Source organism: Microbacterium sp. OVT16B, from assembly GCF_019969705.1.
Lineage (GTDB): Bacteria > Actinomycetota > Actinomycetes > Actinomycetales > Microbacteriaceae > Microbacterium > Microbacterium natoriense.
In genome coordinates, this window is record NZ_JAHXZA010000001.1 from 1,988,315 (window position 1) to 2,014,863 (window position 26,549).

General features: G+C 69.0%; 23 protein-coding genes and 1 tRNA gene. 23 read left to right on the top strand and 1 reads right to left on the bottom strand.

The window, feature by feature from the left end; all coding sequences use genetic code 11:
* Nucleotides 1–13 precede the first annotated feature (13 nt).
* The 21 genes from LC438_RS09415 to LC438_RS09515 all read left to right on the top strand — a co-directional run bounded on the left by LC438_RS09415 (nt 14) and on the right by LC438_RS09515 (nt 21,676).
* Nucleotides 14–1,972 carry a hypothetical protein gene (locus tag LC438_RS09415; protein ID WP_105676304.1) on the top strand — a complete coding sequence of 653 codons (1,959 nt, stop codon included), beginning with the start codon at nt 14–16 and terminating at the stop codon, nt 1,970–1,972.
* 19 nt (nt 1,973–1,991) lie between these two features.
* Complete coding sequence (gene fmt / locus LC438_RS09420; RefSeq protein WP_105676302.1) at nt 1,992–2,906, top strand: methionyl-tRNA formyltransferase; 915 nt, start codon at nt 1,992–1,994, stop codon at nt 2,904–2,906.
* Between the two features lie 89 nt (nt 2,907–2,995).
* Nucleotides 2,996–4,345, top strand: coding sequence for an RsmB/NOP family class I SAM-dependent RNA methyltransferase (locus LC438_RS09425; protein WP_223586407.1), 1,350 nt, complete (start codon nt 2,996–2,998; stop codon nt 4,343–4,345).
* A gap of 122 nt (nt 4,346–4,467) precedes the next feature.
* Complete coding sequence (gene rpe / locus LC438_RS09430; RefSeq protein ID WP_105676299.1) at nt 4,468–5,151, top strand: ribulose-phosphate 3-epimerase; 684 nt, start codon at nt 4,468–4,470, stop codon at nt 5,149–5,151.
* Nucleotides 5,148–5,411 carry a phosphoribosyl-ATP diphosphatase gene (locus tag LC438_RS09435; RefSeq protein ID WP_105676298.1) on the top strand — a complete coding sequence of 88 codons (264 nt, stop codon included), beginning with the start codon at nt 5,148–5,150 and terminating at the stop codon, nt 5,409–5,411. The genes rpe and LC438_RS09435 overlap by 4 nt, the downstream gene beginning before the upstream one ends.
* 38 nt (nt 5,412–5,449) lie before the next feature.
* Nucleotides 5,450–6,289, top strand: coding sequence for an ATP phosphoribosyltransferase (gene hisG / locus LC438_RS09440; RefSeq protein WP_105676297.1), 840 nt, complete (start codon nt 5,450–5,452; stop codon nt 6,287–6,289).
* On the top strand, nt 6,289–7,050 hold the full coding sequence (hisF, locus tag LC438_RS09445) for an imidazole glycerol phosphate synthase subunit HisF (protein ID WP_105676295.1): 762 nt from the start codon (nt 6,289–6,291) through the stop codon (nt 7,048–7,050). Before hisG ends, hisF begins: the two co-directional genes overlap by 1 nt.
* A complete protein-coding gene (gene hisI, locus LC438_RS09450) occupies nt 7,047–7,403 on the top strand; it encodes a phosphoribosyl-AMP cyclohydrolase (protein ID WP_105676294.1) in 357 nt (118 codons plus the stop codon). Before hisF ends, hisI begins: the two co-directional genes overlap by 4 nt.
* Nucleotides 7,403–7,993, top strand: a complete 591-nt coding sequence (locus LC438_RS09455) for a Trp biosynthesis-associated membrane protein (RefSeq protein ID WP_105676293.1) — start codon at nt 7,403–7,405, stop codon at nt 7,991–7,993. Before hisI ends, LC438_RS09455 begins: the two co-directional genes overlap by 1 nt.
* Before the next feature lie 48 nt (nt 7,994–8,041).
* Entirely contained in the window at nt 8,042–8,272 is a 231-nt protein-coding gene (locus tag LC438_RS09460) for an HGxxPAAW family protein (RefSeq protein ID WP_105676292.1), read from the top strand.
* Nucleotides 8,272–9,045 carry an indole-3-glycerol phosphate synthase TrpC gene (gene trpC, locus LC438_RS09465; RefSeq protein ID WP_105676291.1) on the top strand — a complete coding sequence of 258 codons (774 nt, stop codon included), beginning with the start codon at nt 8,272–8,274 and terminating at the stop codon, nt 9,043–9,045. Before LC438_RS09460 ends, trpC begins: the two co-directional genes overlap by 1 nt.
* On the top strand, nt 9,045–10,253 hold the full coding sequence (trpB, locus tag LC438_RS09470) for a tryptophan synthase subunit beta (protein WP_105676289.1): 1,209 nt from the start codon (nt 9,045–9,047) through the stop codon (nt 10,251–10,253). The genes trpC and trpB overlap by 1 nt, the downstream gene beginning before the upstream one ends.
* Nucleotides 10,250–11,053, top strand: coding sequence for a tryptophan synthase subunit alpha (gene trpA, locus LC438_RS09475; protein WP_223586408.1), 804 nt, complete (start codon nt 10,250–10,252; stop codon nt 11,051–11,053). The genes trpB and trpA overlap by 4 nt, the downstream gene beginning before the upstream one ends.
* A 10-nt stretch (nt 11,054–11,063) precedes the next feature.
* Complete coding sequence (lgt, locus tag LC438_RS09480; protein WP_105676286.1) at nt 11,064–12,092, top strand: prolipoprotein diacylglyceryl transferase; 1,029 nt, start codon at nt 11,064–11,066, stop codon at nt 12,090–12,092.
* Between the two features lie 134 nt (nt 12,093–12,226).
* Nucleotides 12,227–16,750, top strand: a complete 4,524-nt coding sequence (gene gltB, locus LC438_RS09485) for a glutamate synthase large subunit (protein WP_105676285.1) — start codon at nt 12,227–12,229, stop codon at nt 16,748–16,750.
* On the top strand, nt 16,743–18,209 hold the full coding sequence (locus LC438_RS09490) for a glutamate synthase subunit beta (protein ID WP_105676284.1): 1,467 nt from the start codon (nt 16,743–16,745) through the stop codon (nt 18,207–18,209). The genes gltB and LC438_RS09490 overlap by 8 nt, the downstream gene beginning before the upstream one ends.
* 57 nt (nt 18,210–18,266) lie before the next feature.
* Entirely contained in the window at nt 18,267–19,715 is a 1,449-nt protein-coding gene (pyk, locus tag LC438_RS09495) for a pyruvate kinase (protein WP_223586409.1), read from the top strand.
* 83 nt (nt 19,716–19,798) lie between these two features.
* Nucleotides 19,799–19,881 (top strand) — tRNA-Leu (locus LC438_RS09500).
* 114 nt (nt 19,882–19,995) lie between these two features.
* Entirely contained in the window at nt 19,996–20,613 is a 618-nt protein-coding gene (locus LC438_RS09505; RefSeq protein ID WP_025103469.1) for an ANTAR domain-containing response regulator, read from the top strand.
* A 2-nt stretch (nt 20,614–20,615) separates the two neighbouring features.
* Nucleotides 20,616–21,155 (top strand): GNAT family N-acetyltransferase, encoded by a 540-nt coding sequence (locus LC438_RS09510; protein ID WP_223586410.1) that lies wholly within the window; start codon nt 20,616–20,618, stop codon nt 21,153–21,155.
* A gap of 92 nt (nt 21,156–21,247) precedes the next feature.
* Nucleotides 21,248–21,676, top strand: coding sequence for a hypothetical protein (locus tag LC438_RS09515; protein WP_223586411.1), 429 nt, complete (start codon nt 21,248–21,250; stop codon nt 21,674–21,676).
* On the opposite strand, the gene LC438_RS09520 is transcribed toward LC438_RS09515, so the two are convergent.
* A complete protein-coding gene (locus LC438_RS09520; protein WP_105677426.1) occupies nt 21,677–22,099 on the bottom strand; it encodes a hotdog fold thioesterase in 423 nt (140 codons plus the stop codon).
* A gap of 45 nt (nt 22,100–22,144) precedes the next feature.
* Between LC438_RS09520 and polA the strand changes: the two genes are divergently transcribed.
* Both polA and LC438_RS09530 read left to right on the top strand, forming a co-directional pair.
* Nucleotides 22,145–24,778, top strand: a complete 2,634-nt coding sequence (gene polA / locus LC438_RS09525; RefSeq protein ID WP_223586412.1) for a DNA polymerase I — start codon at nt 22,145–22,147, stop codon at nt 24,776–24,778.
* A 61-nt stretch (nt 24,779–24,839) separates the two neighbouring features.
* Entirely contained in the window at nt 24,840–26,516 is a 1,677-nt protein-coding gene (locus LC438_RS09530; RefSeq protein WP_223586413.1) for a DUF885 domain-containing protein, read from the top strand.
* Nucleotides 26,517–26,549: the final 33 nt, after the last annotated feature.

A 26,549-nucleotide genomic window follows, 5' to 3' on the forward strand; every position in this document is an offset into this window, starting at 1 on the left:
CGAGTCGCCTCTGATGACGACGCAGAGCCGACGCATCGCGCGCGTGCTCCTGGACTCGCCGCTGCCGCAGCTCGATCGGCTCTTCGACTACTCGCTGCCCGACGCGCTCGGCGACGTGCCGCTCGGGGTGCGCGTCCGAGTGCCGCTGCGCACCGCAGGACGCGTGATCGACGGGTACGTCGTCGAGATCGACACGGAGGACGACGCGGATCGCCCGCTGTCGGAAGTGGACAGCGTCGTGTCGACGGTCGCCGTCCTCCCCGAGCGTCTGCACAGCCTCGCCCGCCGGGTCGCCGACCGTGCGGCGGGCTCGGCATCCGACGTTCTCCGGCTCGTGATCCCGAAGCGCCAGGTCCGCGTCGAGAAGGCCTGGACGGCGGATGCGCCCGCCGTCATCCCCTCCGCCGACGCGCAGGCCAGCGCCGACGACGTGGTCTCCGCCTACGACGGCCTCGCCGACGTGCTCGATGACGGCGGTCGCGCAGCCGTCGAGGCCATTCCCCAGCTGCAGGCGGACACGCCGGGGTGGGCTCTGCTGCTGGCTTCGGCGGCGACGAGGATGCTGGCGTCCGGTCGCTCGAGCATCCTCGTGGTCCCCGACCACCGGGACCTGGATCGGCTCCTCGCCGCTCTCGAACGACTCGTGCCGGCGGAGGCGGTCGCGCGCTACGACTCACGGCAGACGAACCCCGACCGCTACCGCTCGTTCCTCCGCTCTCTCGAGGACGCGCCGTGCATCGTCGTCGGCAACCGCTCCGCGGTCTACGCGCCGACGAGGGCCGGTCTCGTCGCCATCTGGGACGACGGAGACCCGCTGCTCGGCGAGCCGCTCGCCCCCTATGCGAACGCTCGCGATGTGGCTCTCCTCCGCCAGGGAGAAGAGGGATCCGCACTCATCTTCGCGGGCCACACCCGGACGACCGACGTCGAGCGGCTCGTCGCGCACGGGTGGCTGCAGGACGTCAGGGCCGCCCGCCGCGTCATGCCGCGCGTGATCCTCGCCACCCCGCAGGAGATGGAGCAGCAGTCGCCGCAGCGGATGCCGTCGTCGGCCTTCCTCTCGGCGCGTACCGCGGCATCCGAGGGGCCTGTCCTCGTGCAGGTGTCCCGACCAGGATTCGCCCCCTCGCTCGTGTGCGCCGAGTGCCGGGCCCCTGCGCGATGCGCCCACTGCGGCGGACCCCTCGGAGCGGCGCACCGGGGAGCGGTGCCGGTGTGCGGCTGGTGCGGCAGGGGAGCACGGGCGTGGGCCTGCCCCTCCTGCTCCTCGACGCAGCTGCGTCTCGCCTCCTCCGGCAGCGAGCGGACCGCCGACGAGCTCGGCCGCGCGTTCCCCGGCATCCGCGTGATCGTCGCCGACAGCGCACACCCGGTCGAGCGCGTGGCCGACAAGCCCGCACTGGTCGTCGCCACCAGGGGAGCGGAGCCCCTCGCAGACGGCGGCTTCCGCGCCGTCGTGCTGCTGGACGGTCCTCGCATGCTGCAGGCGCCCGATCTCCGCATCGGAGAGGCCTGCCTTCGCTGGTGGTCCAATGCCGCAGCCCTCGCCGCGCCAGGGGCGCCCGTGCATCTCGTGGGCGTCGACGGCGGGGTCGCCCGCGCTCTCGCGACCTGGAATCAGGCGGGCTATGCGCGCGCCGAACTCGCCGAGCGCGCCCCGCTGCACATGCCGCCGTCGGCCAGGGTCGCGCTGGTCGAGGGAACCCAGGCGGCGGTCGGACGGGCGCTCGAATCGCTGGCCGAACTCGCCCTGCCCCGGGATGCCGTGCTGGGACCCGTGCCCATCGAGTCCGACGACGTCCCCCAGCGGGTGCGTGCTCTCGTGCGGTTCGACTACGGCGCTGGCAGCCGTGTCGCGGCGACCCTGCGGGCCTCGGTCGTCGCCGAAGCCGTCAGCACCCGTCGCCGCAAGGGACGCACGAACCGCAGCACACTCTCGGTCCGCCTCGATATCCTCGATCCAGAGCTCTAACCCTTCCGGAGAACCTTTCATGCGCCTCGTCTTCGCCGGCACGCCGTCGGCTGCCGTACCCACCCTCCGCCGCCTCGCGGCGGATCACGACATCGCCGCGGTCGTCACCCGGCCCGATGCGCCGCTCGGACGCAAGCGGATCCTGACGCCGTCGCCGGTGGCCCAGGCCGCCGACGAGCTCGGCCTCCCGATCATCAAGACGCCGCGCCTCGACGACGCCGCCACCACAGCCATCACCGCCCTCGGCGCGGAACTCGGCGTGATCGTGGCGTACGGAGGCCTCGTCCGCGAGCCGCTGCTGTCCGCGCCGGTGCACGGATGGATCAACCTGCATTTCTCCCTCCTCCCCGCCTGGCGCGGCGCCGCGCCGGTGCAGCGGGCGCTGATCGCCGGAGACGCCGAGCTCGGGGCGAGCGTGTTCCAGCTGGTTCCCGCCCTCGACGCCGGTGACGTCTTCGCGATGCGCACGGTGGACGTCCCCGCTGATGCGACGGCGGATGCCGCGCTCGACGCACTGGCGATCGACGGCGCGGCGCTCACCGCAGACGTCGTCGCGGGCATCGCCGACGGCACCGCTCAGGCGGTTCCGCAGACCGGGCAGGAGTCCTTCGCTCCCAAGCTGTCCCTGGAAGACGGCCTCCTCGACTGGACCCAGCCGCTGGAGAAGGTGTTCTCCAGGTTCCGCGGCGTGACTCCCGAACCGGGGGCCCACACGACCGTGGAGGGCGTCAGGGTGAAGATCCTCGACGCGGCGCCATCCGCGGAGAACCCGCTGGAGCCAGGGGAGATCGTCTCGACCAAGAGCGCCCTGCTCATCGGCACCGGATCGGCGCCACTTGCGGTCACCCGGGTGCAACCGGCGGGCAAGGGAGCGATGAACGCCGTCGACTGGTGGCGCGGCCAGCGCTCCGAAGGTCTGCGAGCAGGGCTGTGAGCGGCGAGCGACAGCGTGACGGACGGTCTTCCCAGCGACGTCCCTCTCCGCAGAACAGATCCCAGTCCCCGCGTGGACCCGTTCGGACCGTGCAGCCCGCTCGACGCGTCGCCTACGACGTGCTGCGCGCCGTGTCGGATGCCGATGCCTACGCCAACCTGATGCTGCCGTCCGTGATCGCCGACGCGCAGCTGAACCCGCAGGACGCTGCCCTCGCGACCGAGCTCACCTACGGAACGCTCCGCCGCCGCGGCACCTACGACGCCATCATCGCGGCCGCCGCTGATCGACCGGCATCCGACATCGATCCGGCCGTCCTCGACGCGCTGCGGCTGGCGACGCACCAGCTGCTCGCGACGAGGGTCGCCTCGCACGCTGCGGTGAACGAGTCGGTCAACCTCGTCGCCTCCGTGCAGGGGCGCGGAGCGGCGAGCTTCGCCAACGCGGTGCTGCGCCGCATCTCCCGGGAGACGCCGGGGGAGTGGCAGGACCGCATCGAGGCCGATGCCCGCTCCGACGACGAGCGACTCGCACTGCGCAGCGCGCACCCGGTCTGGATCATCCGAGCCCTGCGTCGCGCACTCGCGGCGGAGGGGCGCGCCGAGGAGCTCGAGACCCTTCTCGAGGCCGACAACCTGTCACCAGAGGTCACTCTGGTCGCTCTACCGGGGCTCGCGCCCACGGGGGAGCCGCGGCGTCCCTACGCTTCGACGGCGTTCGGATCGCCGGGCGGAGACCCGCATCGGATCGTCTCGGCATCCGGCGGCGCCGTCCGTGTGCAGGACGAGGGCTCGCAGCTGGTCGCCCTCGCCCTCGCCGACGCGGCCCCGATCAGAGACGGCGAGCGCTGGCTCGACCTCTGCGCGGGCCCCGGTGGCAAGACGGCCCTGTTGGCGGCGATCGCCCATGAGCACGGCGCCGTTCTCGAGGCCAACGAAGTGGTCCCGGCGCGCGCAGGTCTCGTCCGCAACGCCCTCGAGCCCGTCCCCGGCGAGGTGATCGTGCACGAGGAGGACGGTCGTGCCTTCACGGCCGCGCACCCCGGCCGATTCGACCGCATCCTCGTGGACGCGCCCTGCACCGGTCTCGGGGCGCTGCGGCGCAGACCGGAGGCGCGCTGGCGAAAGTCGCCCGCCGACGTGGCCGAGCTCGTGCCCCTGCAGACCGAGCTGCTCTCGGGAGCGATCGACGCGCTCGTCACCGGTGGGATCGTCGCGTACGTCACCTGCTCACCGCACCTCGCCGAGACGACGGGTGTCGTGCAGGAGGTGCTGCGCACGCGCACGGATGCCGAGGAGATCGACGCCCGCGCGATCCTCGCCGACGTGTCGGACTCGCCCATCGATCTCGGCGACGACGGGTCAGGGCGCGTGCAGCTCTGGCCCCACCGTCACGGAACCGACGCGATGTTCCTCGCGCTCATCCGGAAGCGGTCCTGACAGCGGCGCTGCTCCGCGGGCATCGCCTGGCGACGCCGATCTGACGCCGACGGGTCCGTCGCGGCCGGATCGACGTCCGCCGTTGCAGGGGAGGGCGCGCCCGCACCAGGGATAATGGGCGCATGGCCGACCTTCCCGCAGCCCCCCGCATCAACCCCAGCATCCTCGCCGCGGATTTCGTGAACATGCAGCGCGATCTCGCGAAGATCGCGTCCGCCGACTTCGCGCACGTCGACGTCATGGACAACCACTTCGTGCCGAACCTCACGTTCGGGCCGCAGATGGTCGAGCGCATCCAGGCGACGAGCCCGATCCCGCTCGACGTGCACCTGATGATCACGGATCCCGACCGCTGGGCGCCGGGGTACGCCGAGCTGGGGGCGGCCAGCGTCACCTTCCACCTGGAGGCGGCGTCGGATCCGGTCGCACTCGCCCGGAGGCTCCGCAGCATCGGCGCACGCGCGGGGGTGGCGGTCAAGCCCGGCACGCCCGCCGACGGGCTCTACGACATCCTCGACGAGTTCGACCAGATCCTCGTGATGACGGTCGAGCCTGGATTCGGGGGACAGGGATTCATGGGCGAGACCATGCCCAAGCTGCGCGGGCTCGCCGATGAGGCGAAGCGCCGTGGATCCTCCGTCTGGCTCCAGGTCGACGGCGGCATCGCCGACAGCACGATCGAGATCGCCGCGGCCGCCGGCGCCGACACGTTCGTCGCCGGTTCGGCGGTCTACGGCGCCGATGACGTCGAAGCGGCCGTCACCCGGCTGAGAGAGCTCGCCAGAGCCGCTAGCCTGGAATCGTGAAGACTTTCGACGAACTGTTCGCGGAGCTCAGCCTGAAGGCGGAGACTCGCCCCGAGGGATCGGGTACGGTCGCCGAGCTCGACGGCGGGGTCCACACGATCGGCAAGAAGATCGTGGAGGAGGCCGCCGAGGTGTGGATGGCGTCCGAGTACGAATCCGACGAGGCCGCTGCCGAGGAGATCTCGCAGCTGCTGTACCACCTGCAGGTGATGATGATCGCGAAGGGACTCTCCCTCGCGGACGTCTACCGACATCTGTGATGCGCTCCGACACTTCCGATCCGATCTGAAAGCCGATCATGCTGCGCATTGCTGTTCCCAACAAGGGCTCTCTCTCCGAGACCGCCGCCGAGATGCTCGCGGAGGCCGGCTATGCCGGTCGTCGCGACCCGAAGACCCTGCACGTCATCGACGCCGAGAACGACGTCGAGTTCTTCTTCCTCCGTCCCCGTGACATCGCGACCTACGTCTCCTCCGGAGCCCTCGACGTGGGCATCACCGGCCGCGACCTGCTGCTCGACGTGCAGCGGTCCGCGCGTGAGATCGAGCAGCTCGGCTTCGGCGGGTCGACGTTCCGCTTCGCGGGCCCTCCCGGTCGCTTCACGTCCGTGGAGGACCTCAACGGCGTGCGCGTCGCCTCCGCATACCCGGGACTCGTCGGCGCGTTCCTCCGTGAGCGCGGTGTCGACGCCGAGCTCGTCCAGCTCGACGGCGCGGTCGAGTCGGCTGTGCGGCTCGGTGTGGCGGATGCCGTCGCCGACGTCGTCTCCACCGGCACGACGCTGCGTCAGGCCGGCCTCGAGATCTTCGGTCCGGTCATCCTCGAGTCCGAGGCTGTCCTGATCAGCCGCCCCGGCGAGGCCGAGGGCACCGACACGCTGCTGCGCCGTCTGCGCGGCGTCATGGTCGCGCGGCGCTTCGTGCTGCTCGACTACGACCTCCCCGCAGACCTCGTCGACCAGGCCGTGGCCATCGCCTCCGGCCGCGAGTCCCCGACCATCTCGCCGCTGCGTGACCCCTCCTGGGTCGCCGTGCGCGTGATGGTGCCTAGTCGTGGCGTCAATCAGGTGATGGACGACCTCTACGCGCTCGGGGCACGGGCGATCCTCGTCACCGCCATTCACGCCGCGAGGCTCTGATGACGCTCGCCAGTCGCGTCATCCCGTGCCTCGACGTGGCCGATGGCCGCGTCGTCAAGGGCGTCAACTTCGAGAATCTCCGTGACATGGGCGACCCGGTGGAGCTCGCGCGGCACTATGCGGCGCAGGGGGCTGACGAGATCACCTTCCTCGACGTCACCGCGACCGTCGACGCCAGGGCCACGACCTACGACGTGGTGCAGCGCACCGCGGAGCAGGTGTTCGTCCCCCTCACCGTCGGCGGGGGAGTCCGCAGCGTCGACGATGTGGCGCGGCTCCTGGCCGTCGGCGCCGACAAGGTCGGGGTGAACTCGGCGGCGATCGCCCGCCCCGAGCTCATCGGCGAGATCGCCGACCGTTTCGGGGCGCAGGTGCTCGTGCTGTCCCTCGACGTCAAGCGCGCCGACACCACGCCGTCCGGATTCGTCGTGACGACCCACGGCGGCCGCCAGCAGACCACGCTGGATGCGCTGGAGTGGGCCCGTGAGGCCGCGGAGCGGGGAGCGGGGGAGCTGCTCGTGAACTCGATCGACGCCGACGGCACCAGGGACGGGTTCGATCTCGAACTCGTCCGCCTCATGCGCGAGACCGCATCCGTGCCGGTCATCGCCTCGGGCGGAGCGGGAGCCGCGTCGCACTTCGCTCCCGCGATCAAGGCGGGTGCGGATGCCGTTCTCGCCGCGAGCGTGTTCCACACCGGAGCGCTCACGGTCGGCGACGTCAAGGACGCGCTGCGCGCGGAAGGGGTTCTCGTCCGATGAGCGACATCGAGGAGCGCATCGCGCAGGTCGCATTCAACGCCGACGGCCTCGCCCCCGTCATCGTGCAGCAGTGGGACACGCGCGAGGTCCTCATGCTCGCCTGGGTGGATGCCGAGGCGTTGCGTCGCACGCTCACATCAGGCCGCGCCGTCTACTGGTCGCGCTCGCGTCAGGAGTACTGGCGCAAGGGCGACACCTCCGGCCACATCCAGGTCGTGCGGGAGGCGCGCCTCGACTGCGACGGCGACGCGATCCTGCTCCTCGTCGAGCAGACCGGCCCCGCGTGCCACACCGGGACCCGCACCTGCTTCGACACGACCGACCTGGACGCGGTCGTCGGGACGGACTCCTGATGGACCTTGTGCGCAGAGGGCGCTCGATCTCCGTCTCCGGGTTCCTCCTCGGCGGGGCGATCGGCATCATCTCGTCGACGCAGACCTGGCTGACGGTGCAGCGGGCGGATGCCGGGGCGGACATCCTCGTCCCCGGTGCATCCGCGGTCCCGCTTCTCGCGCCCCTGAGCCTCGCCGTGCTCGCTCTCGGAGCGGCCCTGTCGATCACCGGGCGCGCGCTGCGCCTCGTGTTCGGGGTTCTGGCCGGGGCGACCGCGCTGCTGCTCGGATGGACCACGCTCCAGCTCCTGCTGACCGCTCCGGTGAGCGCCGTCCGCTCGACCGTGACCGAGACGACGGGACTCGCCGGCGGTGACGCCCTGTCCGACGTGGTGAAGGCCATCGTGCCCACCGCGTGGCCGGTGATCGCGCTGGTCGGATGGGTCGTCCTGCTCGCAGCATCCGTGGTGGTCCTGCTCACAGGACGGGCCTGGAAGAAGGGCGGACGCCGCTATGCGACCGATGCCGCGCCCTCGACGCCGACGGCCGGTCCGGTCGACGCCGTCGATTCCTGGGACGAGCTGTCGCGCGGAACCGATCCCACTCGTTGACACCGATAGACTGAAACCGATCCTGCACGTCGTCCCCCGGAGGAGAACATGACCAACCCGATCGCTGACCCCGGCCACGGACACTCGCCTGCGGCCTGGACGGCCGTGATCATCATGCTCCTGGGCTTCACGCTGGCCACCGTCGCGTTCTGCTTCGAGCAGCCGGCGCTCGTGTGGGCCTCCGTCGTGATCATCCCGATCGGCGCCCTCGTGGGCTGGATCATGGCCAAGGCCGGCTACGGCGTGAAGGGCCCCAAGTACCAGCCGAAGGGCCACTAGTGGTCCTCGCCGACCTGACGGCCGGCGCAGTCGCAGACGCAGAGCGTCGTGCCCTCACGAGGCCTCTCGCCGAGGTCGAGCGCGCTGCTCTCGCACGCCCGGCTGCCAAGGACGCACTGGCCTTCCTCGCTCCCGCTGAGCGCGTCAAGATCATCGCCGAGGTCAAGCGCGCGAGCCCGTCGCGCGGCGCCCTCGCGGAGATCCCCGATCCCGCTCATCAGGCGTCGCTGTACGAGACGGGCGGCGCATCCGCGATCAGCGTCCTCACCGAGGAGCGCCGCTTCGGCGGCAGTCTGGCCGACCTCGAGGCCGTGACGGCCCGGGTGTCCCTGCCCGTGCTGCGCAAGGACTTCATCGCGACGCGCTACCAGGTGCTCGAGGCGCGCGCCGCCGGAGCCGACCTCGTGCTGCTCATCGTCGCGGGCCTTGAGCCCGCGGTGCTGCGCGACCTGTTCGGCTTCATCACCGAGCTGGGCATGACCCCGCTCGTCGAGACCCATTCGGCCGACGAGCTCGAGGCGGCGATCGATCTCGGCTCGCCGCTCATCGGGGTCAATGCACGCGATCTGAAGACGCTCGAGCTCGACCGCGACCTCTTCGGCCGCCTGGTCGATCGCATCCCGGACTCCGCGGTCAAGATCGCCGAGTCCGCGGTGCTCACCCCCGCAGATGTCACGCACTACCGTTCGGCCGGTGCAGACGTCGTCCTGATCGGAGAGGCGCTCGTCACGGGCGATCCGGTCGCCACGCTCAAGACCTTCCTGGAGGTGTGATGAGTCTCCGTGACCAGCACGGACCGCTCTTCGGCGACTACGGCGGGCGCTACATGCCCGAGTCGCTGATCGCCGCGATCGACGAACTCACCGAGGCCTACGCCGACGCGATCGCCGACCCGGCGTTCCGCGCCGAGCTCGCCGGTCTCCTGAGCTCCTACGCGGGCCGTCCGTCTCCGCTCACCGAGGTGGAGCGCTTCGCCGAGCACGCCGGCGGCGCGAGGATCTTCCTCAAGCGCGAGGACCTCAACCACACCGGGTCGCACAAGATCAACAACGTCCTCGGGCAGGCCCTGCTGACCAAGCGACTGGGCAAGACCCGCGTGATCGCCGAGACCGGGGCAGGACAGCACGGTGTCGCCACGGCCACCGCGGCGGCGCTGTTCGGCCTGGACTGCACGATCTACATGGGCGAGGTCGACACCGAGCGCCAGGCCTTGAACGTCGCCCGTATGCGCCTCCTCGGGGCAGAAGTGGTCGCGGTCACCTCGGGATCCCGCACGCTCAAGGACGCGATCAACGACGCCTACCGCGACTGGGTCGCGTCAGTCGAGACGACCAACTACATCTTCGGCACGGCGGCGGGCCCGCATCCGTTCCCGGCGATGGTGCGCGACTTCCAGAAGATCATCGGCGAAGAGGCGCGCCAGCAGCTCCTCGACGAGGCGGGCAGGCTCCCGGATGCCGTCATCGCATGTGTCGGCGGCGGCTCGAACGCGATCGGCATGTTCGACGCGTTCCTCGACGACGAGGACGTCAAGCTCTACGGGGTCGAGGCGGCCGGCGACGGCGTCGACACCGACAGGCACGCCGCCTCCATCGAGCGCGGACGCCCCGGCATCCTGCACGGCTCGAAGACCTACGTCCTGCAGGACGAGGACGGGCAGACGATCGAGTCGCACTCGATCTCCGCTGGTCTCGACTATCCCGGAGTCGGACCGGAGCACTCCTGGCTCGCCGACATCGGGCGCGCCGAGTACATCCCGGCGACCGACGACGAGGCGATGCAGGCGCTTCGGCTGCTCAGCCGCACGGAGGGCATCATCCCCGCCATCGAGTCGGCGCACGCCCTCGCCGGCGCGCTGCGGCTCGGCCGCGAGCTCGGGCCCGAGGCGATCCTCGCGGTGTGCCTCTCCGGGCGCGGAGACAAGGACATGGACACAGCGGCCAAGTACTTCCACCTGTACGACGAGGGAGCAGTCGGATGAGCCGCGTCGAAGAGGCGATCCAGAAGGCCGAGGCCGCCGGTCGCAGCGTGTTCGTCGGCTACCTCCCGGTCGGCTTTCCCGACCTCGAGACCAGCATCCAGGCCGCCCTCACCCTCGCAGAGAACGGCGTCGACATCATCGAGCTGGGTCCGCCGTACAGCGACCCGGTGATGGACGGCGCCGTGATCCAGGAGGCGACCACGGCGGCGCTCGCCAACGGCTTCACCATGAAGGATCTGTTCACGGCGGTCCGCGCGATCACGGCGGCAACGGACGTGCCCGTCCTCGTCATGACGTACTGGAACCCCGTGTTCCAGTACGGGGTCGACCGCTATGCGGACGACCTCCTCGCCGCCGGCGGCGCCGGGCTCATCACGCCGGACATCACGCCGGATGTCGCAGGGGAGTGGATCGCGGCCAGCGAGCGCACCGGCCTGGACCGCGTGTTCCTCGCCGCGCCGACGTCGACGGACGCACGCCTCGACCTCATCGTCTCGGCGTCCACCGGCTTCATCTACACCGTCTCCACCATGGGCATCACGGGGGAGCGCGCCGAACTCGACCGCGCGGCCCGCACCCTGGTCGGACGCCTGCGCGCCCACGGCGCGACCCGCACCTGCGTCGGCATCGGCATCTCCACCGCCGAGCAGATCGCCGGCGTCTCGGAGTACGCGGACGGCGCGATCGTCGGCACCGCACTCGTCCGAGCCCTGCGCGACGGCGGCCTCCCCGCCCTCGCCGAAGTCACCCGAAACCTGGCCGTCGGCACGTCGTCGGCACGCCCCGTACACGAGAACTAGAATCGCACTCATGCCCCTCGCGCTTCACAGCACCGTCACCAGCGTGCTCGCCAGCATCCCCAGTCCTCCGATCTCGTACATTGATATCTGGCCCGGGATCCGGATCCACTTCTACGCGCTCTGCATCATCGCCGGCATCGTCGCCGCGGTGTTTCTGACGAACCACCGTCTCACGCGGCGCGGCGCGGAGCCGTGGGTCGTGATCGACATCTCGATCCTCGCCGTGCCCCTGGCAATCATCGGCGCGCGCATCTTCCACGTGCTCACGCACCCGAACTTCTACTTCGGCGAGGGCAAGAACACCTGGAACCCCTTCGAGCCGGGCTCGGTGTGGGCGATCTGGGAGGGCGGCATCGCGATCTTCGGAGCCCTCATCGGCGGTGCGATCGGCGCCTACCTCGGCTGCAAGTGGACCGGCGTCCGCTTCTGGACCTTCGCCGACGCCCTCGCGCCCGGTCTTCTGCTCGCGCAGGCGATGGGACGCTTCGGCAACTGGTTCAACCACGAGCTGTTCGGTCTGCCCACCGACCTGCCCTGGGGACTCGAGATCGAGTCCACGAACTCCGCATTCCCTCCCGGTCTCGCCGAGGGCACGCTGTTCCACCCGACGTTCTTGTACGAGGTCATCTGGAACGGCCTCGGCGTCATCGTTCTGCTCTGGCTGAGCCGCAAGGCCACGTCCCTCCAGTGGGGCCGCCTGTTCGCGATCTACCTGATCTGGTACAGCGCCGGCCGCGTCGTCTGGGAGTCGATCCGCATCGACCCGAGCGAGATCATCCTCGGCCTGCGCAGCAACGTGTGGGCCGCGATCATCGGCATCGTCGTCGGTCTCGCCATCCTCGTCGTCCAGCGTCGTCACCTCGGCCTGGAGCCCTCGCCCTACCAGCCGGGTCGAGGTCGGAAGGATCTCGACGCTGTTGTAGACTCGCAGAACAATCCCTCCGATTTCGTAGACCTGAGTGAGCCTCCGGTCGATGAAGTCCCCGCAGGAGCCAGGGCCACAAGCACCGCTCCCACGGACGCGGAAGGCTCTCGATAGCCGCCGGTCCGTGAGGACCACACTGCATTCGCCCGGCCAATGACGTCCCCGGGTCACTCGAAGATCTGAGGACGGTACAGGTGTATTTTCAGCCTCCGTACGGCGCTTCCGGCGCTTACCCCCCGAAGCAGGGCATGTACAACCCGGCGTTCGAGAAGGACGCCTGCGGCCTTGCCATGGTCGCGACACTGCGCGGCGAGGCGGGCCACGACATCATCGCGCTGGCGCTCGAAGCGCTGCGCAACCTCGAGCACCGCGGTGCGATCGGCTCGGATGCCGGCACCGGAGACGGTGCGGGCATCCTGACGCAGATGCCCGACGCGTTCCTGCGTGCGGTCACGGATTTCGAACTGCCACCGGTCGGCGAGTACGCCGCGGGTCTGGCGTTCCTCCCGCGTGACTCCAGCGAACGCCGCCAGCAGAAGGCCGGCATCGAGAAGATCGCCCGCGCCGAGGGCCTGCGCGTCCTCGGATGGCGCGAGGTGCCCACGGTCAACGAGAACCTGGGCAAGCTCGCCGATGAGGCTCGCCCCGCGTTCGAGCAGCTCTTCGTGAGCGCCGGGGGAGCGACCCACTCGCAGGCGCCGCTCACAGGCATCGCCCTCGACCGCATCGCCTATCGTCTCCGCAAGCGCGCAGGTCATGAGCTCGGCGCCTACTTCGTCTCGCTGTCCGCCCGCACGCTCGGCTACAAGGGCATGGTCACGACGCTGCAGCTCGAGCCGTTCTACCCCGACCTGCAGGACGAGCGGTTCATGTCCGAGCTCGCCGTCGTGCACTCACGCTACTCGACCAACACCTTCCCCTCGTGGCCGCTCGCGCAGCCGCTGCGGATGCTCGCCCACAACGGCGAGATCAACACGGTCGGCGGCAACCGCAACTGGATGCGCGCCCGGCAGTCTCAGCTGGAGTCGGAGCTGCTCGGCGACGTCGAGCCTCTCCTGCCGATCTGCACCGACGGGGCCAGCGATTCGGCCTCCTTCGACGAGGTGCTCGAGCTGCTGACCCTCACCGGCCGCAGCCTGCCTCACGCCATCATGATGATGGTCCCGGAGGCGTACGAGAAGCAGTCCGACATCTCCCCCGAGCTGCGTTCTTTCTACGAGTACCACTCGAACCAGATGGAGCCGTGGGACGGCCCCGCCGCGCTCATCTTCACCGACGGCACCCTCGTCGGCGCCACGCTCGACCGCAACGGTCTGCGTCCTGGTCGCTGGACGGAGACCACCGATGGGCTCATCGTCATCGGCTCCGAGACCGGCGTGCTCACGTTCGAGCCCGAGCGCATCAAGCGCCGCGGCCGTCTGCAGCCGGGAAAGATGTTCCTGGTCGACACGGCGCAGCGCCGGATCATCGAAGACGAGGAGATCAAGCGCGATCTCGCGACGCTGCACCCGTGGCAGGAGTGGCTGGATGCCGGCGCGGTCCGGCTCGCCGATCTCCCCGAGCGCGAGCACATCGTGCATCCGCCCGCCTCGATCACCCGCCGTCAGCGGACCTTCGGGTACACCGAGGAGGAAGTGCGCATCCTGCTGACCCCGATGGGGCAGACCGGTGTGGAACCGCTCGGCGCCATGGGTTCGGACACGCCGATCGCGGTGCTCAGCAAGCGTCCGCGCCTGCTCTTCGACTACTTCACGCAGCAGTTCGCCCAGGTGACGAACCCGCCGCTGGACTCGATCCGTGAAGAGGTCGTCACCAGCCTCAAGCTCGGACTCGGCCCTGAGGCGAACCTCCTGAGCTGGGGGCCGGAGCACACCCGCACGGTGTCCCTGGACTTCCCGGTGATCGACAACGACGAGCTCGCGAAGATCCGCCACATCGACAAGGCCCTCCCCGGCCGCTCCAGCGTGACCATCAAGGGGCTCTACCACTTCGACGCCGGACCCCAGTCGCTCGAAGATCGGCTGACGGAGATGTGCGCCGAAGCCGACGAGGCCATCGAGCAGGGGGCGGAGTTCCTCATCCTCTCCGACCGCGACTCCAACAAGGACCTCACGCCGATCCCGTCGCTGCTCATGCTCTCCGCGGTGCATCACCACCTGATCCGCCGTGAGAACCGGATGAAGGTCGGTCTGATCGTCGAGGCCGGAGACGTCCGGGAGGTGCACCACGTCGCGACGCTCATCGGCTACGGAGCATCCGCGATCAACCCGTATCTCGCGATGGAGACCGTCGAGCACCTCGTGCGCACCGGCTACATCACCGGCATCTCGCCGGAGAAGGCCGTCCGCAACCTGATCTACGCCCTGGGCAAGGGCGTGCTGAAGATCATGTCCAAGATGGGCATCTCGACGGTGTCGTCCTACGCCGGAGCGCAGGTGTTCGAGGCTGTGGGCCTCAGCCAGGAGCTCATCGACGCGTACTTCACGCGCACCGAGTCCAAGCTCGGCGGCATCGGCATCGAGGACATCTTCGCGGAGAACCAGGCGAGGCACGACTACGCGTACCCCGAGGATGCCGCGGCCAGGGCGCACGAGCGCCTGTGGACCGGTGGAGAGTACCAGTGGCGCCGCGACGGCTCCCCGCACCTGTTCAGCCCGGAGACGGTCTTCAAGCTGCAGCACTCGACCCGCGAGCGCCGCTACGACATCTTCCGCGAGTACACGCGGCTCGTCGACGACCAGGCTGCGGAGCTCAAGACCCTGCGTGGCCTGTTCCGTCTGCGCACCGGCACCCGCAAGCCCGTCCCGCTGGACGAGGTGGAGCCGGTCTCCGAGATCGTCAAGCGCTTCTCGACGGGTGCGATGAGCTATGGCTCGATCTCGAAGGAGGCGCACGAGACCCTCGCGATCGCCATGAACCGGATCGGCGGCAAGTCGAACACCGGTGAGGGCGGAGAGGACTCCGACCGTCTTCTCGACCCCGAGCGCCGCAGCGCGATCAAGCAGGTCGCGTCCGGTCGCTTCGGCGTCACGAGCCTGTACCTCACCGAGGCCGACGACATCCAGATCAAGCTCGCCCAGGGCGCCAAGCCGGGTGAGGGCGGTCAGCTGCCCCCGCAGAAGGTGTACCCGTGGGTCGCCCGCACACGCGGCGGCACACCGGGCGTCGGCCTCATCTCGCCGCCGCCGCACCACGACATCTACTCGATCGAAGACCTCAAGCAGCTCATCTTCGATCTGAAGCGCGCGAACCCCGAGGCGCGGATCCACACCAAGCTGGTGAGCCAGTCGGGCATCGGCGCCGTCGCGGCGGGTGTCGCCAAGGCGCTCAGCGACGTGGTCCTCGTGTCGGGGCACGACGGCGGCACGGGTGCGAGCCCGCTGAACTCCCTCAAGCACGCCGGGACGCCGTGGGAGCTCGGCCTCGCCGAGACCCAGCAGACGCTCATGCTCAACGGCATGCGCGACCGCGTGGTCGTGCAGGTCGACGGGCAGCTCAAGACCGGTCGTGACGTCATCATCGGCGCCCTCCTCGGCGCCGAGGAGTTCGGCTTCGCCACGGCGCCCCTGGTGGTCAGCGGCTGCATCATGATGCGCGTGTGCCACCTCGACACCTGCCCGGTGGGCGTCGCGACGCAGAATCCGCTGCTGCGCGAGCGCTTCAGCGGCAAGCCCGAGTTCGTGGTGAACTTCATGGAGTTCATCGCGGAGGAGGTTCGCGAGCTGCTTGCCGAGCTGGGCTTCCGCTCGCTCGACGAGATCGTCGGCCGTGCCGAGCTCATCGAGGTGAACGCGGCCGTCGACCACTGGAAGGCGGAGGGCCTCGACCTCAGCCCGATCCTCGACGGCCCCGCCTTCCCGGCGGGCGAGCCCCGTCGCAGCGGGCGCGAGCAGGATCACGAGCTCGAGAAGCACTTCGACGTGCAGCTGATCGACATCGCGAAGGGCGCGCTCCTGAACGGTGAGCACGTCGTCATCGAGCTCCCGATCGCGAACACCGAACGAGCGGTCGGCACGATGCTGGGCCATCAGGTCACCGCCCGCTACGGCGCCGCCGGGCTCCCGCGCGAGACGATCGATGTGACGCTGCACGGCACGGCCGGGCAGTCTCTCGGCGCGTTCATGCCATCGGGCATCGTGCTGAGACTCGAAGGCGACGCCAACGACTACGTCGGCAAGGGCCTGTCCGGTGGCGACATCACGATCCGGCCGCCTCGCGGCTCCTCGATCGAACCGCATCGCAACGTGATCGCGGGCAACGTGATCGGCTACGGCGCGACCTCCGGCTCGATGTTCCTCTCCGGCGTGGTCGGAGAGCGGTTCCTGGTGCGCAACTCGGGCGCCACAGCCGTCGTCGAGGGCGTGGGCGACCACGCGCTCGAGTACATGACCGGTGGCGTCGCGGTGATCCTCGGCTCGACCGGACGCAACTTCGGCGCCGGAATGTCCGGGGGAGTGGCGTACGTCCGCTCCCTCGACACCGCGAAGGTCAACGCGCAGTCCCTCGGCAGCGGCGAACTCCTGCTGATGCCCTTGGACCGCGCAGATCTCGAAGTGCTGAGAGGCCTGATCTCCGAGCACGTGGAGCGCACCGCGTCCCCGCTCGGATCGGAGATCCTGTCGCGGTTCGAAGAGACCGCCGCAGAGTTCGTGAAGGTCCTCCCGCGTGACTTCGCCGCCGTGCGGAGCATGAGAGAGGAAGCAGTGGCCGAGGGGATCGACCCCGACGGCGACGTCGTCTGGAACCGCATCCTGGAGGTGACCGGTGGCTGATCCCAAAGGTTTTCTGAAGGTCACGGAGCGCGAGCTCCCCGCCCGGCGCCCCGTGCCGGTACGGATCATGGACTGGAAAGAGGTGTACGAGCCCGGCGACCAGGCCGTGCTCCGCCGCCAGGCGAGCCGCTGCATGGACTGCGGCGTGCCGTTCTGCCACCAGGGATGCCCCCTGGGCAACCTGATCCCGGAGTGGAACGATCTCACGTGGCGCGGCGAGGGCCGCGCGGCGATCGACCGGCTGCACGCGACGAACAACTTCCCCGAGTTCACAGGACGTCTGTGCCCCGCTCCCTGCGAGAGCGCCTGCGTGCTGGGGATCAACCAGCCCGCCGTCACGATCAAGCAGATCGAGGTCTCGATCATCGACGAGGCCTTCAGCAAGGGCTGGGTCGAGGCGCAGCCGCCGGCGCGTCTCACGGGCAAGACGGTCGCCGTCGTCGGATCGGGCCCCGCCGGACTCGCGGCCGCGCAGCAGCTCACCCGCGCCGGCCACACGGTGGCCGTGTTCGAACGCGACGACCGCATCGGCGGCCTGCTCCGCTACGGGATCCCGGACTTCAAGATGGAGAAGTCGCAGCTCGAGTCCCGCCTCCGCCAGATGCAGGAGGAGGGCACCCGGTTCCGCGCCGGCGTCGAGATCGGCAAGGACATCACCTGGGCGGATCTCCGTGCGCGCTACGACGCGGTCGTCATCGCGACCGGTTCCACTGTGCCTCGTGATCTCGCGATCCCCGGTCGAGACCTCGACGGCGTCCACTTCGCGATGGAGTACCTCGTGGAGTCGAACCACGCGGTCGCGGGCGACAAGGTCACGGAGCAGATCACCGCCGAAGGCAAGCACGTCATCGTCATCGGCGGCGGTGACACCGGCGCCGACTGCATCGGAACCGCCCACCGCCAGGGCGCTCTCAGCGTGACGAACCTGGCGATCGGCCAGCAGCCGGGTGCGGAGCGTCCGGGCCACCAGCCCTGGCCGATGATGCCGACCGTCTTCGAGGTGTCCTCCGCGCATGAGGAGGGCGGTGAGCGGGTGTTCCTCGCCTCCACCGTCGAGTTCCTCTCCAACGAGGTCGGTGAGGTCCGTGCGCTGCGCGTCGCCGAGACCGAGTACGTCGACGGGCGTCGAGTGCCCAAGAGCGGCACGGAGCGGGAGATCCCGGCCGATCTCGTCCTGATCGCCATGGGATTCACCGGTCCCGAGCAGGACGGGTTCACCGAGGACACGCGTCCGCAGGTGACCGACCGCGGCAACTTCCAGCGCGACGCGTCCTACGAATCCACCGTGTCCGGCGTGTTCGTCGCCGGGGACGCAGGCCGCGGACAGTCGCTCATCGTGTGGGCGATCGCCGAGGGCCGCGCGGCGGCCGCCAACGTCGATCGCTTCCTCATGGGCGAGACGGTCCTCCCCGAGCCGGTGCGGCCCACGGATGTCGCGATCGGACTCCAGCCCGCGTAGGCTGAGCGCGGCACCGTCGCCTGATTTCTAATCCCCCCCTCTACCCTGGAGAATCTGTTGAGACGCGCGAAAATCGTCGCCACCCTGGGCCCAGCCACCTCTACGTATGACACCGTGCGAGCGATCATCGAGGCTGGTGTGGATGTCGCCCGACTGAACCTCAGCCACGGCGACTACTCCGTGCACGAGGCGAACTACGCCAACGTCCGCCGCGCTGCGGATGACGCAGGCAAGGCGGTCGCGGTCCTCGTCGACCTGCAGGGCCCGAAGATCCGCCTCGGCAAGTTCGAGGCCGGACCCTACGAGCTCGCGGTCGGAGACATCTTCAAGATCACGACCGAGGACATCATCGGCAACAGGGAGATCTGCGGCACGACCTTCAAGGGTCTGCCCCAGGACGTCAAGGCGGGGGACTTCCTGCTGATCGACGACGGCAAGGTGCGCGTCGAGGTCGTCGACACCGACGGCGTCACGGTCACCACTCGCGTGATCGTCGCGGGAGCGGTGTCGAACAACAAGGGCATCAACCTGCCCGGTGTCGCCGTGAACGTCCCCGCGCTGAGCGAGAAGGACGAGGACGACCTGCGTTGGGGTCTGCGCACCGGCGCCGACCTCATCGCGCTGTCGTTCGTGCGCAACGCCGCCGACGTCGACCGGGTCCACGAGATCATGGCCGAAGAGGGCGTGAAGGTCCCCGTCATCGCCAAGATCGAGAAGCCGCAGGCGGTGGATGCTCTCGAGGAGATCGTCGACGCGTTCGACGGCATCATGGTCGCCCGAGGTGACCTCGGCGTCGAGCTCCCGCTCGAGGCCGTGCCGATCGTGCAGAAGCGCGCCGTCGAACTCGCCCGTCGCATGGCGAAGCCCGTCATCGTCGCGACGCAGATGCTCGAGTCGATGATCAGCAGCCCCGTTCCGACGCGCGCAGAGACCTCCGACGTCGCGAACGCCGTGCTGGACGGTGCGGACGCGGTCATGCTCTCCGGCGAGACCAGCGTCGGCGAGTACCCGGTCGTGGTCGTGGAGACCATGGCCCGTATCGTCGAGTCGACCGAGGAGCACGGCCTGGAGCGCGTGGCCCCGCTCACGACAAAGCCGCGAACGCAGGGTGGCGCGATCACCCTCGCGGCTCTGGAGGTCGCGGAGTTCGTCGAGGCGAAGTTCCTCTGCGTCTTCACCCAGTCGGGCGACTCCGCTCGCCGACTGTCGCGGCTGCGCTCGCGCATCCCGATGCTCGCGTTCACGCCGGAGCCCGGCATCCGCCGCCGCATGGCGCTGACCTGGGGAATTCACTCGACGCTCGTCGAGATGGTGCAGCACACCGACCTCATGTACCACCAGGTCGATGAGTACCTCCTCGGCAACAAGCTCGCAGAGGAAGGGGACAGGGTCGTCGTGATCTCCGGTTCCCCTCCCGGGATCATCGGGTCGACCAACGACCTCCGCGTCCACAAGGTCGGCGATGCGATCCGCGGTGCCGCGCCGATCTACAAGGCCGGCGTCTGACGTCTTTCCTGCTGCGCGCCGCACTCCCTCGTCGGGGTGCGGCGCGCAGTCGTATCCCGGGTGTGCGATAGGGTCTACGGTGGGCCGGCGTGGCGGAATGGCAGACGCGGAGCACTCAAAATGCTTTGTCCGAAAGGGCGTGTGGGTTCGAGTCCCACCGCCGGCACCCAGAGTCGCGAGCGGCCCGAACGTCGCTCGCGACGGTGCGCTCGACACGGCGGATCGCGGCACGGCATCGCCCCGCGGCCAGCGCCGGAGCCTGGTTCGATAGGATAGACCTGTGACTGAGCAAGAGCAGGCTGAGCAGCCCACGGCATCCGCACCCCGACGCGTCGTCGTCGCCGAGGACGAATCGCTGATCCGCCTCGACATCGTCGAGATCCTCCGCGACAACGGCTTCGACGTCGTCGGAGAGGCGGGCGACGGCGAGACGGCCGTCGCACTCGCCACGGAGCTTCGCCCCGACCTCGTCATCATGGACGTCAAGATGCCGCAGCTCGACGGCATCAGCGCCGCCGAGAAGCTGCACAAGGGCAACATCGCTCCCGTCGTGCTGCTGACCGCATTCAGCCAGAAGGAGCTCGTCGAGCGCGCGAGCGAGGCCGGCGCCCTGGCCTACGTCGTGAAGCCGTTCACGCCGAACGACCTGCTTCCCGCGATCGAGATCGCTCTAGCCCGCCACGAGCAGATCATCACGCTCGAGGCCGAGGTCGCCGACATGGTCGAGCGCTTCGAGACCCGCAAGCTCGTCGATCGCGCCAAGGGACTCCTCAACGAGAAGATGGGGCTGTCCGAGCCGGAGGCGTTCCGCTGGATCCAGAAGGCGTCCATGGACCGTCGTCTGACCATGCAGGATGTCGCCAAGGCCATCATCGAGCAGCTCGCGCCGAAGAAGTAGCAGTGCGTCCGCTGGACGCGGAGCACACTCTGCGGGCGGTGCAGATTGGTGACGGCGCCGCGCTTGCTCGCGCCTACACCTCCAATCGGAGCCATCTGGGTCCGTGGGATCCGTCGCGGCCTGCGGAGTTCTTCACGGAGGCCTGGCAGGAGAACCACTCCCGGCTGAGCGTCGAGGAGGCCGCTGCCGGACGGAGTGCGCGTTTCGTGATCGTGTCCGGCGACGGCGAGATCCGCGGACGCATGAACCTCAACAACATCGTCCGGGGAGCATTCTGGAGCGCCGATCTCGGCTATTGGATCGACGCGACCCGGCTGCGACGAGGACTCGCATCGAAAGCGGTCGCGCAGGTCATGGCGTACGCGGCCGACGAACTCCATCTGCACCGCGTGCAGGCCGCCACGCTGGTGCACAACACCGGCTCGCAGCGCGTGCTGCTCGGGAACGGGTTCGCTCAGATCGGGATGGCCCCTCGATACCTCCGCATCGCGGGGGAGTGGCAGGACCATCTGCTGTTCCAGCGAGTCCTCGGCGAAGCCTGACTCTTCCTCTCCAACACGTCATTGTGGGGGATCTCTCCACGGGTTCCGGTCTACGTGCGCGATGGCCTGCGCGGGCGGCGTATCTTCGACGCATGGCGATGACACCCCCGCAGGTAGACCTCCGGATGGAGCAGAACACCAACGACATCTCCGCGATCTACGAACTGCTTGAGGAGATGGATGCACGGCTCGCCGGGCATGATCTGCAGCTGGGCAGCATCGGCGTCCGCCTGGACGGGATCGACGGTCGTCTGGACGGGCTCGACGGTCGTCTGGACGGGCTCGACGGTCGCCTCGACGGGATCGACGGTCGCCTCGACGGGCTCGACGGTCGCCTCGACGGGATCGACGGTCGCCTCGACGGGCTTGACGGTCGCCTCGACGGGCTCGACGGTCGCCTCGACGGGATCGACGGTCGCCTCGACGGGCTCGACGGTCGCCTGGACGGGATCGACGGTCGTCTGGACGGGCTGTCGTCTCAGATGACCGAGGTGCTCAGTCTCTTGAAGAGCCGTCCCTGATCAGGCGGGGAGATCCTTGATCATGTTCGTGATGCGAATCGTGGAGCACCGACGTCCCTGATCGTCGGAGATGACGATCTCGTGCACGGTGATGCTGCGGCCGAGGTGGATCGGCGTGCATACGCCGGTCACCGTGCCCGAGGTCGCGGAGCGGGTGTGCGTCGCGTTGATATCGACGCCGACGGCGAGTCGTCCCGGTCCGGCATGGAGGTTCGCCGCCATCGATCCGAGCGACTCGCCGAGGACTACGTACGCACCTCCGTGGACGAGTCCAACCGGCTGGGTGTTGCCCTCGACAGGCATCGTGCCGACGGAGCGCTCGACGGAGAACTCGGTGAACTCGATGCCCATCTTCTCGGCCAATGCGCCCATGCCGCGGGCGGTCGCCCACTCGAGTCCTTCGCTCGTCGTGACGTCGCTCATGAATCCTCCTCAGCGGGTGTCTGTCGTCCTCGTTAGGCTGACAGGGTGACGGACTCCGCAAAGCCTACCCTCATGGTCGTCGACGGCCATTCGCTCGCCTATCGTGCCTTCTTCGCCCTTCCGGTCGAGAACTTCACGACCAAGGACAACCAGCACACGAACGCCATCTACGGGTTCCTGTCCATGTTGGTCAACCTCATCAAGGCCGAGCAGCCCACCCACATGGCCATCGCGTTCGACACGTCGCGGCACTCGTTCCGCACCGACGAGTACCCCGAGTACAAGGCCACGCGGTCCGAGACGCCTCAGGAGTTCCGAGGCCAGATCCCACTGCTGCAGGACTGCCTCGCCGCGATGTCGATCCCTGTGCTGACCAAAGAGGGCATCGAGGCCGACGACATCCTGGCCACCCTCGCATCGCAGGGCGCCGCCCAGGGCTACGACGTGCTGGTCGTCTCCGGAGATCGCGACACGATCCAGCTCGTCACCGATGACGTCACCCTCCTGTATCCGTCGGTGCAGGGCGTCTCCCAGCTCAAGCGCTACGACCCGACGACGGTGCAGGAGCGCTACGGCGTCCGCCCCGAGCAGTATCCCGACATCGCGGCGCTGGTCGGCGAGACGAGCGACAATCTGCCGGGAGTGCCGAAGGTGGGCGAGAAGACCGCCGTGAAATGGCTCACGCAGTTCGGGTCTCTGGACGATCTCCTCGAGCGCTCCGGGGAGATCAAGGGCGTCGTCGGCGGCAACCTGCGAGATCACATCGAGGATGTTCGACGCAACCGCAAGCTGAACAGGCTGCTCACCGACGTCGAGCTGCCCGTGGCGCCTGACGACCTGGCGGTCACGCCGATCGATGCGCAGGCCGTGCGCGACATCTTCGCCCGACTCGAGTTCCGCACGCTCCTTCCGCGCGTGTTCGAGGCCGTCGGCGCAGGAGAGGTGGCAGACGACCCGGCATCCGTCGTCGTGCTCCCCGAACCGGTCGAGGTCGATCCGGCGGCCTTCGTCGCATGGGCGACGGGCGTGCAGGGCGACATCGCGCTCACCCTCACCACGCAGTCGGGCGCTCCGTCACGCCTGGGGGCCGCGACGGAGACCGAGCTCCGCGAGCTCGACTGGAGCGCCGAAGCGGAGGAGGCTCTTCGCGGCTGGCTCGAGTCCGACGCTCCGAAGATCATCCACGACGCGAAGCCGCAGGTGAAAGCGCTGCTCCGTCGCGACGTCCGCCTCGGCGGGCTCGTGTACGACACGAGCCTCGCAGGATGGCTCCTGCGTCCGAGCTTCCCCGACAAGTCGCTCAGCGACCTCGTGGAGCGGTACCTGGGAGAGAAGCTGCCCGAGGCGGATCCCTCGCAGCTCGTCCCCGAGACCGAGGGCGCGACGCCCTCGCAGGAGGCATGGTTCGCTCTGCGCGTCGCGGCGGCACTGCGTGAGGACATCCCGGACTCGGTCGCGGCCGTCCTCACGGACATCGAGCTGCCGACCCTGCTCACGCTCGCCGACATGGAGGTCGCCGGCGTGGCCGTCTCTCACGACGTCCTGTCCACGTTCTCGGGCGAACTGGGAATCCGGGCCGAGGGCATCGCTCAGGAGGCGTTCGCTCTCGTCGGACGCGAGTTCAACCTCGGTTCGCCGAAACAGCTCCAGGAGGTGCTGTTCGACGATCTGCAGCTGCCCAAGACGCGCAAGACCAAGACCGGATACTCGACGGATGCCGCGGTGCTCGCCGATCTCCAGGAGTCGAACCCGCATCCGTTCCTGGGGCTGCTGCTACAGCACCGTGAGGCGACCAAACTCCGCCAGATCATCGAGTCCCTCGACACGGCGATCGGCGACGATCACCGGATCCACACCACGTACGTGCAGACCGGGAGCCAGACGGGCCGCCTGTCGAGCACGGACCCGAATCTGCAGAACATCCCCGTACGCACCGAGGAGTCTCGGCGCATCCGTAGCGCCTTCCAGGTCGGAGAGGGCTACGAGTCGCTGCTCACCGCTGACTACTCGCAGATCGAGATGCGCATCATGGCGCACCTGTCCGGAGACGAGGGGCTCATCGAGGCCTTCAACAGCGGCGAGGACCTGCACCGGTTCGTCGGCGCCCGGGTCTTCGGGGTCGAGCCGAGCGACGTCACCTCCGCGATGCGCACGAAGGTGAAGGCCATGTCCTACGGGCTCGTCTACGGCCTCTCGGCGTTCGGTCTCTCGAAGCAGCTGCGCATCGAGCAGTCCGAGGCGAAGCAGTTGATGGTGGAATACTTCGCCCGATTCGGCGCCGTCCGCGACTACCTGCGGGCTTCCGTGCTCAAGGCCAAGGAGGTCGGCTACACCGAGACGATCTTCGGACGGCGTCGGCCGTTCCCCGACCTCGCGAGCCCGAACCGCGTGCTCCGCGAGAACGCCGAACGCGCTGCCCTCAACGCGCCGATCCAGGGGAGCGCGGCCGACATCATGAAGATCGCGCTGTTCCACATCCACGACGATCTCCGCACAGAGGGTCTCGGGTCGCGGGTACTGCTGCAGATCCACGACGAACTCGTGCTCGAGGTCGCCCCGGGGGAGTGGGATGCCGCAGAGCGCATCGTCCGCGCCCGCATGGGTGACGCCGCGGCGCTGACTGTTCCTCTCGATGTGCAGGTCGGTCGGGGCCAGGACTGGAACGAGGCCGCCCACTGATCTCGGCGGCGACCCGGTTCCCGATATGTTGCGACGGGGTGCCGCGGGCTACGCTGGAGGGATGACTTCCGCACCCCGCACCCCGTCAGCCGTCGACAAGGTCGCCGACGAGTGGGTCGACACGATCGCCGTCCTCGCTCCCACCCTCGGCACCTACATCGGCCGTTCCGAGGTGAACGATCGCTTCGGCGATCTGAGCCCGCAGGGTCACGAGGAGGTCGCCGCGGCGACGAGGGCGACGCTCGCGAAGCTGGCCGCCCTCGAGCCGGTCGATGCCATCGATGAGGTGACCAAGACCGATCTCAGCGCTGAGTTGAGCCTCGATCTCGAGCTCCACGAGGCGAATTGGCACCTGCGCGATCTCAACGTGATCGCGTCTGCCGCGCAGGATGTCCGTGCCGCGTTCGACCTGATGCCGACCGCGACGAGCGACGACTGGTCGGTGATCGCCACTCGGCTCGCTGCCGTCCCCGATGCGCTCCGCGGCTACACCGAGACGCTCCGCGCCGGTATCGCGGCGGGCGTCACACCCGCGCGCCGTCAGGTCACCGAGGTCGCCACGCAGATCGATCGCTACACGGCCGATGACGGTTTCTTCGCCGAGTTCGTCGCGAACGGCGGCCCCGAGGAGGGCAACCTCCCGGCATCCCTCGCCCGCACCCTCGCCGACAACTCCGCAGCGGCCCGCGTCGCCTACCACGAGCTGCGTCGTTTCCTCGCTGAGGAACTCGCTCCGGTGGCGAGCGAGGTGGATGCCGTGGGCCGAGATCTCTACGCGCTGAACTCGCGTCGTTTCCTCGGCGCCACGATCGATCTCGATGAGACGTACGAGTGGGGGCGCGAGGAACTCGCGCGCATGGTCGCGGAGCAGACGGCGATCGCGAATGAGATCCTCCCCGGAGCCTCGGTCGAGGAAGCCGTCGCGCACCTGGAGTCCGACCCGTCGCGAAAGCTCGTGGGCACCGACGCGCTCCAGCGCTGGATGCAGGAGACGAGCGATCGTGCCGTCGCCGAGCTCGGTGCGACCCACTTCGACATCCCCGAAGCGATCCGCACCCTCGAGTGCATGATCGCGCCGACGCAGGAGGGCGGGATCTACTACACCGGCCCGACCGATGACTTCTCGCGCCCCGGTCGCATGTGGTGGTCCGTCCCCGAGGGCGTCACCGAGTTCGACACCTGGCGTGAGCTGACCACCGTGTACCACGAGGGCGTCCCTGGTCATCACCTGCAGATCGCGCAGGCGGTGTACAACCGCGCGGAGCTGAACTCCTGGCGGCGCCTGCTCGCGGGCACCTCCGGCCACGCCGAGGGGTGGGCTCTGTACGCCGAGCGCCTGATGCAGCAGCTCGGCTATCTCGACGATCCCGCCGACCGTCTCGGCATGCTCGACGGCCAGCGCATGCGTGCGGCGCGTGTGGTCCTCGACATCGGCGTGCACCTGGGCAAGCCGCGGCTCGAGGGCGATGGGGTCTGGGATGCGGACTACGCTCTCGCCTTCATGCGCAAGAACGTGAACATGTCGGATCAGTTCGTCCAGTTCGAGGTCAACCGTTATCTCGGCTGGCCGGGGCAGGCGCCGTCCTACAAGGTCGGGCAGCGCATCTGGGAGCAGGTTCGTGAGGCGTACCAGGCCGAGCGCGGTGCAGATTTCGACGTCAAGGAGTTCCACAAGAGGGCGCTCGACATGGGTGGAGTCGGTCTCGACACGCTGCGCACCGCATTGCTCGAGAAGTAGCGGGAATGGTCCGGCCCGCACCGGTGTTCATGC

Bases quoted from the DNA above. Each gene is read 5' to 3' on its own strand.
- LC438_RS09415 (WP_105676304.1), top strand. From the start codon at position 14: ATGACGACGCAGAGCCGACGCATCGCGCGCGTGCTCCTGGACTCGCCG.
- fmt (WP_105676302.1), top strand. From the start codon at position 1,992: ATGCGCCTCGTCTTCGCCGGCACGCCGTCGGCTGCCGTACCCACCCTC.
- rpe (WP_105676299.1), top strand. From the start codon at position 4,468: ATGGCCGACCTTCCCGCAGCCCCCCGCATCAACCCCAGCATCCTCGCC.
- hisG (WP_105676297.1), top strand. From the start codon at position 5,450: ATGCTGCGCATTGCTGTTCCCAACAAGGGCTCTCTCTCCGAGACCGCC.
- hisF (WP_105676295.1), top strand. From the start codon at position 6,289: ATGACGCTCGCCAGTCGCGTCATCCCGTGCCTCGACGTGGCCGATGGC.
- hisI (WP_105676294.1), top strand. From the start codon at position 7,047: ATGAGCGACATCGAGGAGCGCATCGCGCAGGTCGCATTCAACGCCGAC.
- LC438_RS09455 (WP_105676293.1), top strand. From the start codon at position 7,403: ATGGACCTTGTGCGCAGAGGGCGCTCGATCTCCGTCTCCGGGTTCCTC.
- LC438_RS09460 (WP_105676292.1), top strand. From the start codon at position 8,042: ATGACCAACCCGATCGCTGACCCCGGCCACGGACACTCGCCTGCGGCC.
- trpB (WP_105676289.1), top strand. From the start codon at position 9,045: ATGAGTCTCCGTGACCAGCACGGACCGCTCTTCGGCGACTACGGCGGG.
- trpA (WP_223586408.1), top strand. From the start codon at position 10,250: ATGAGCCGCGTCGAAGAGGCGATCCAGAAGGCCGAGGCCGCCGGTCGC.
- lgt (WP_105676286.1), top strand. From the start codon at position 11,064: ATGCCCCTCGCGCTTCACAGCACCGTCACCAGCGTGCTCGCCAGCATC.
- gltB (WP_105676285.1), top strand. From the start codon at position 12,227: ATGTACAACCCGGCGTTCGAGAAGGACGCCTGCGGCCTTGCCATGGTC.
- LC438_RS09515 (WP_223586411.1), top strand. From the start codon at position 21,248: ATGGCGATGACACCCCCGCAGGTAGACCTCCGGATGGAGCAGAACACC.
- LC438_RS09520 (WP_105677426.1), bottom strand. From the start codon at position 22,099: ATGAGCGACGTCACGACGAGCGAAGGACTCGAGTGGGCGACCGCCCGC.
- LC438_RS09530 (WP_223586413.1), top strand. From the start codon at position 24,840: ATGACTTCCGCACCCCGCACCCCGTCAGCCGTCGACAAGGTCGCCGAC.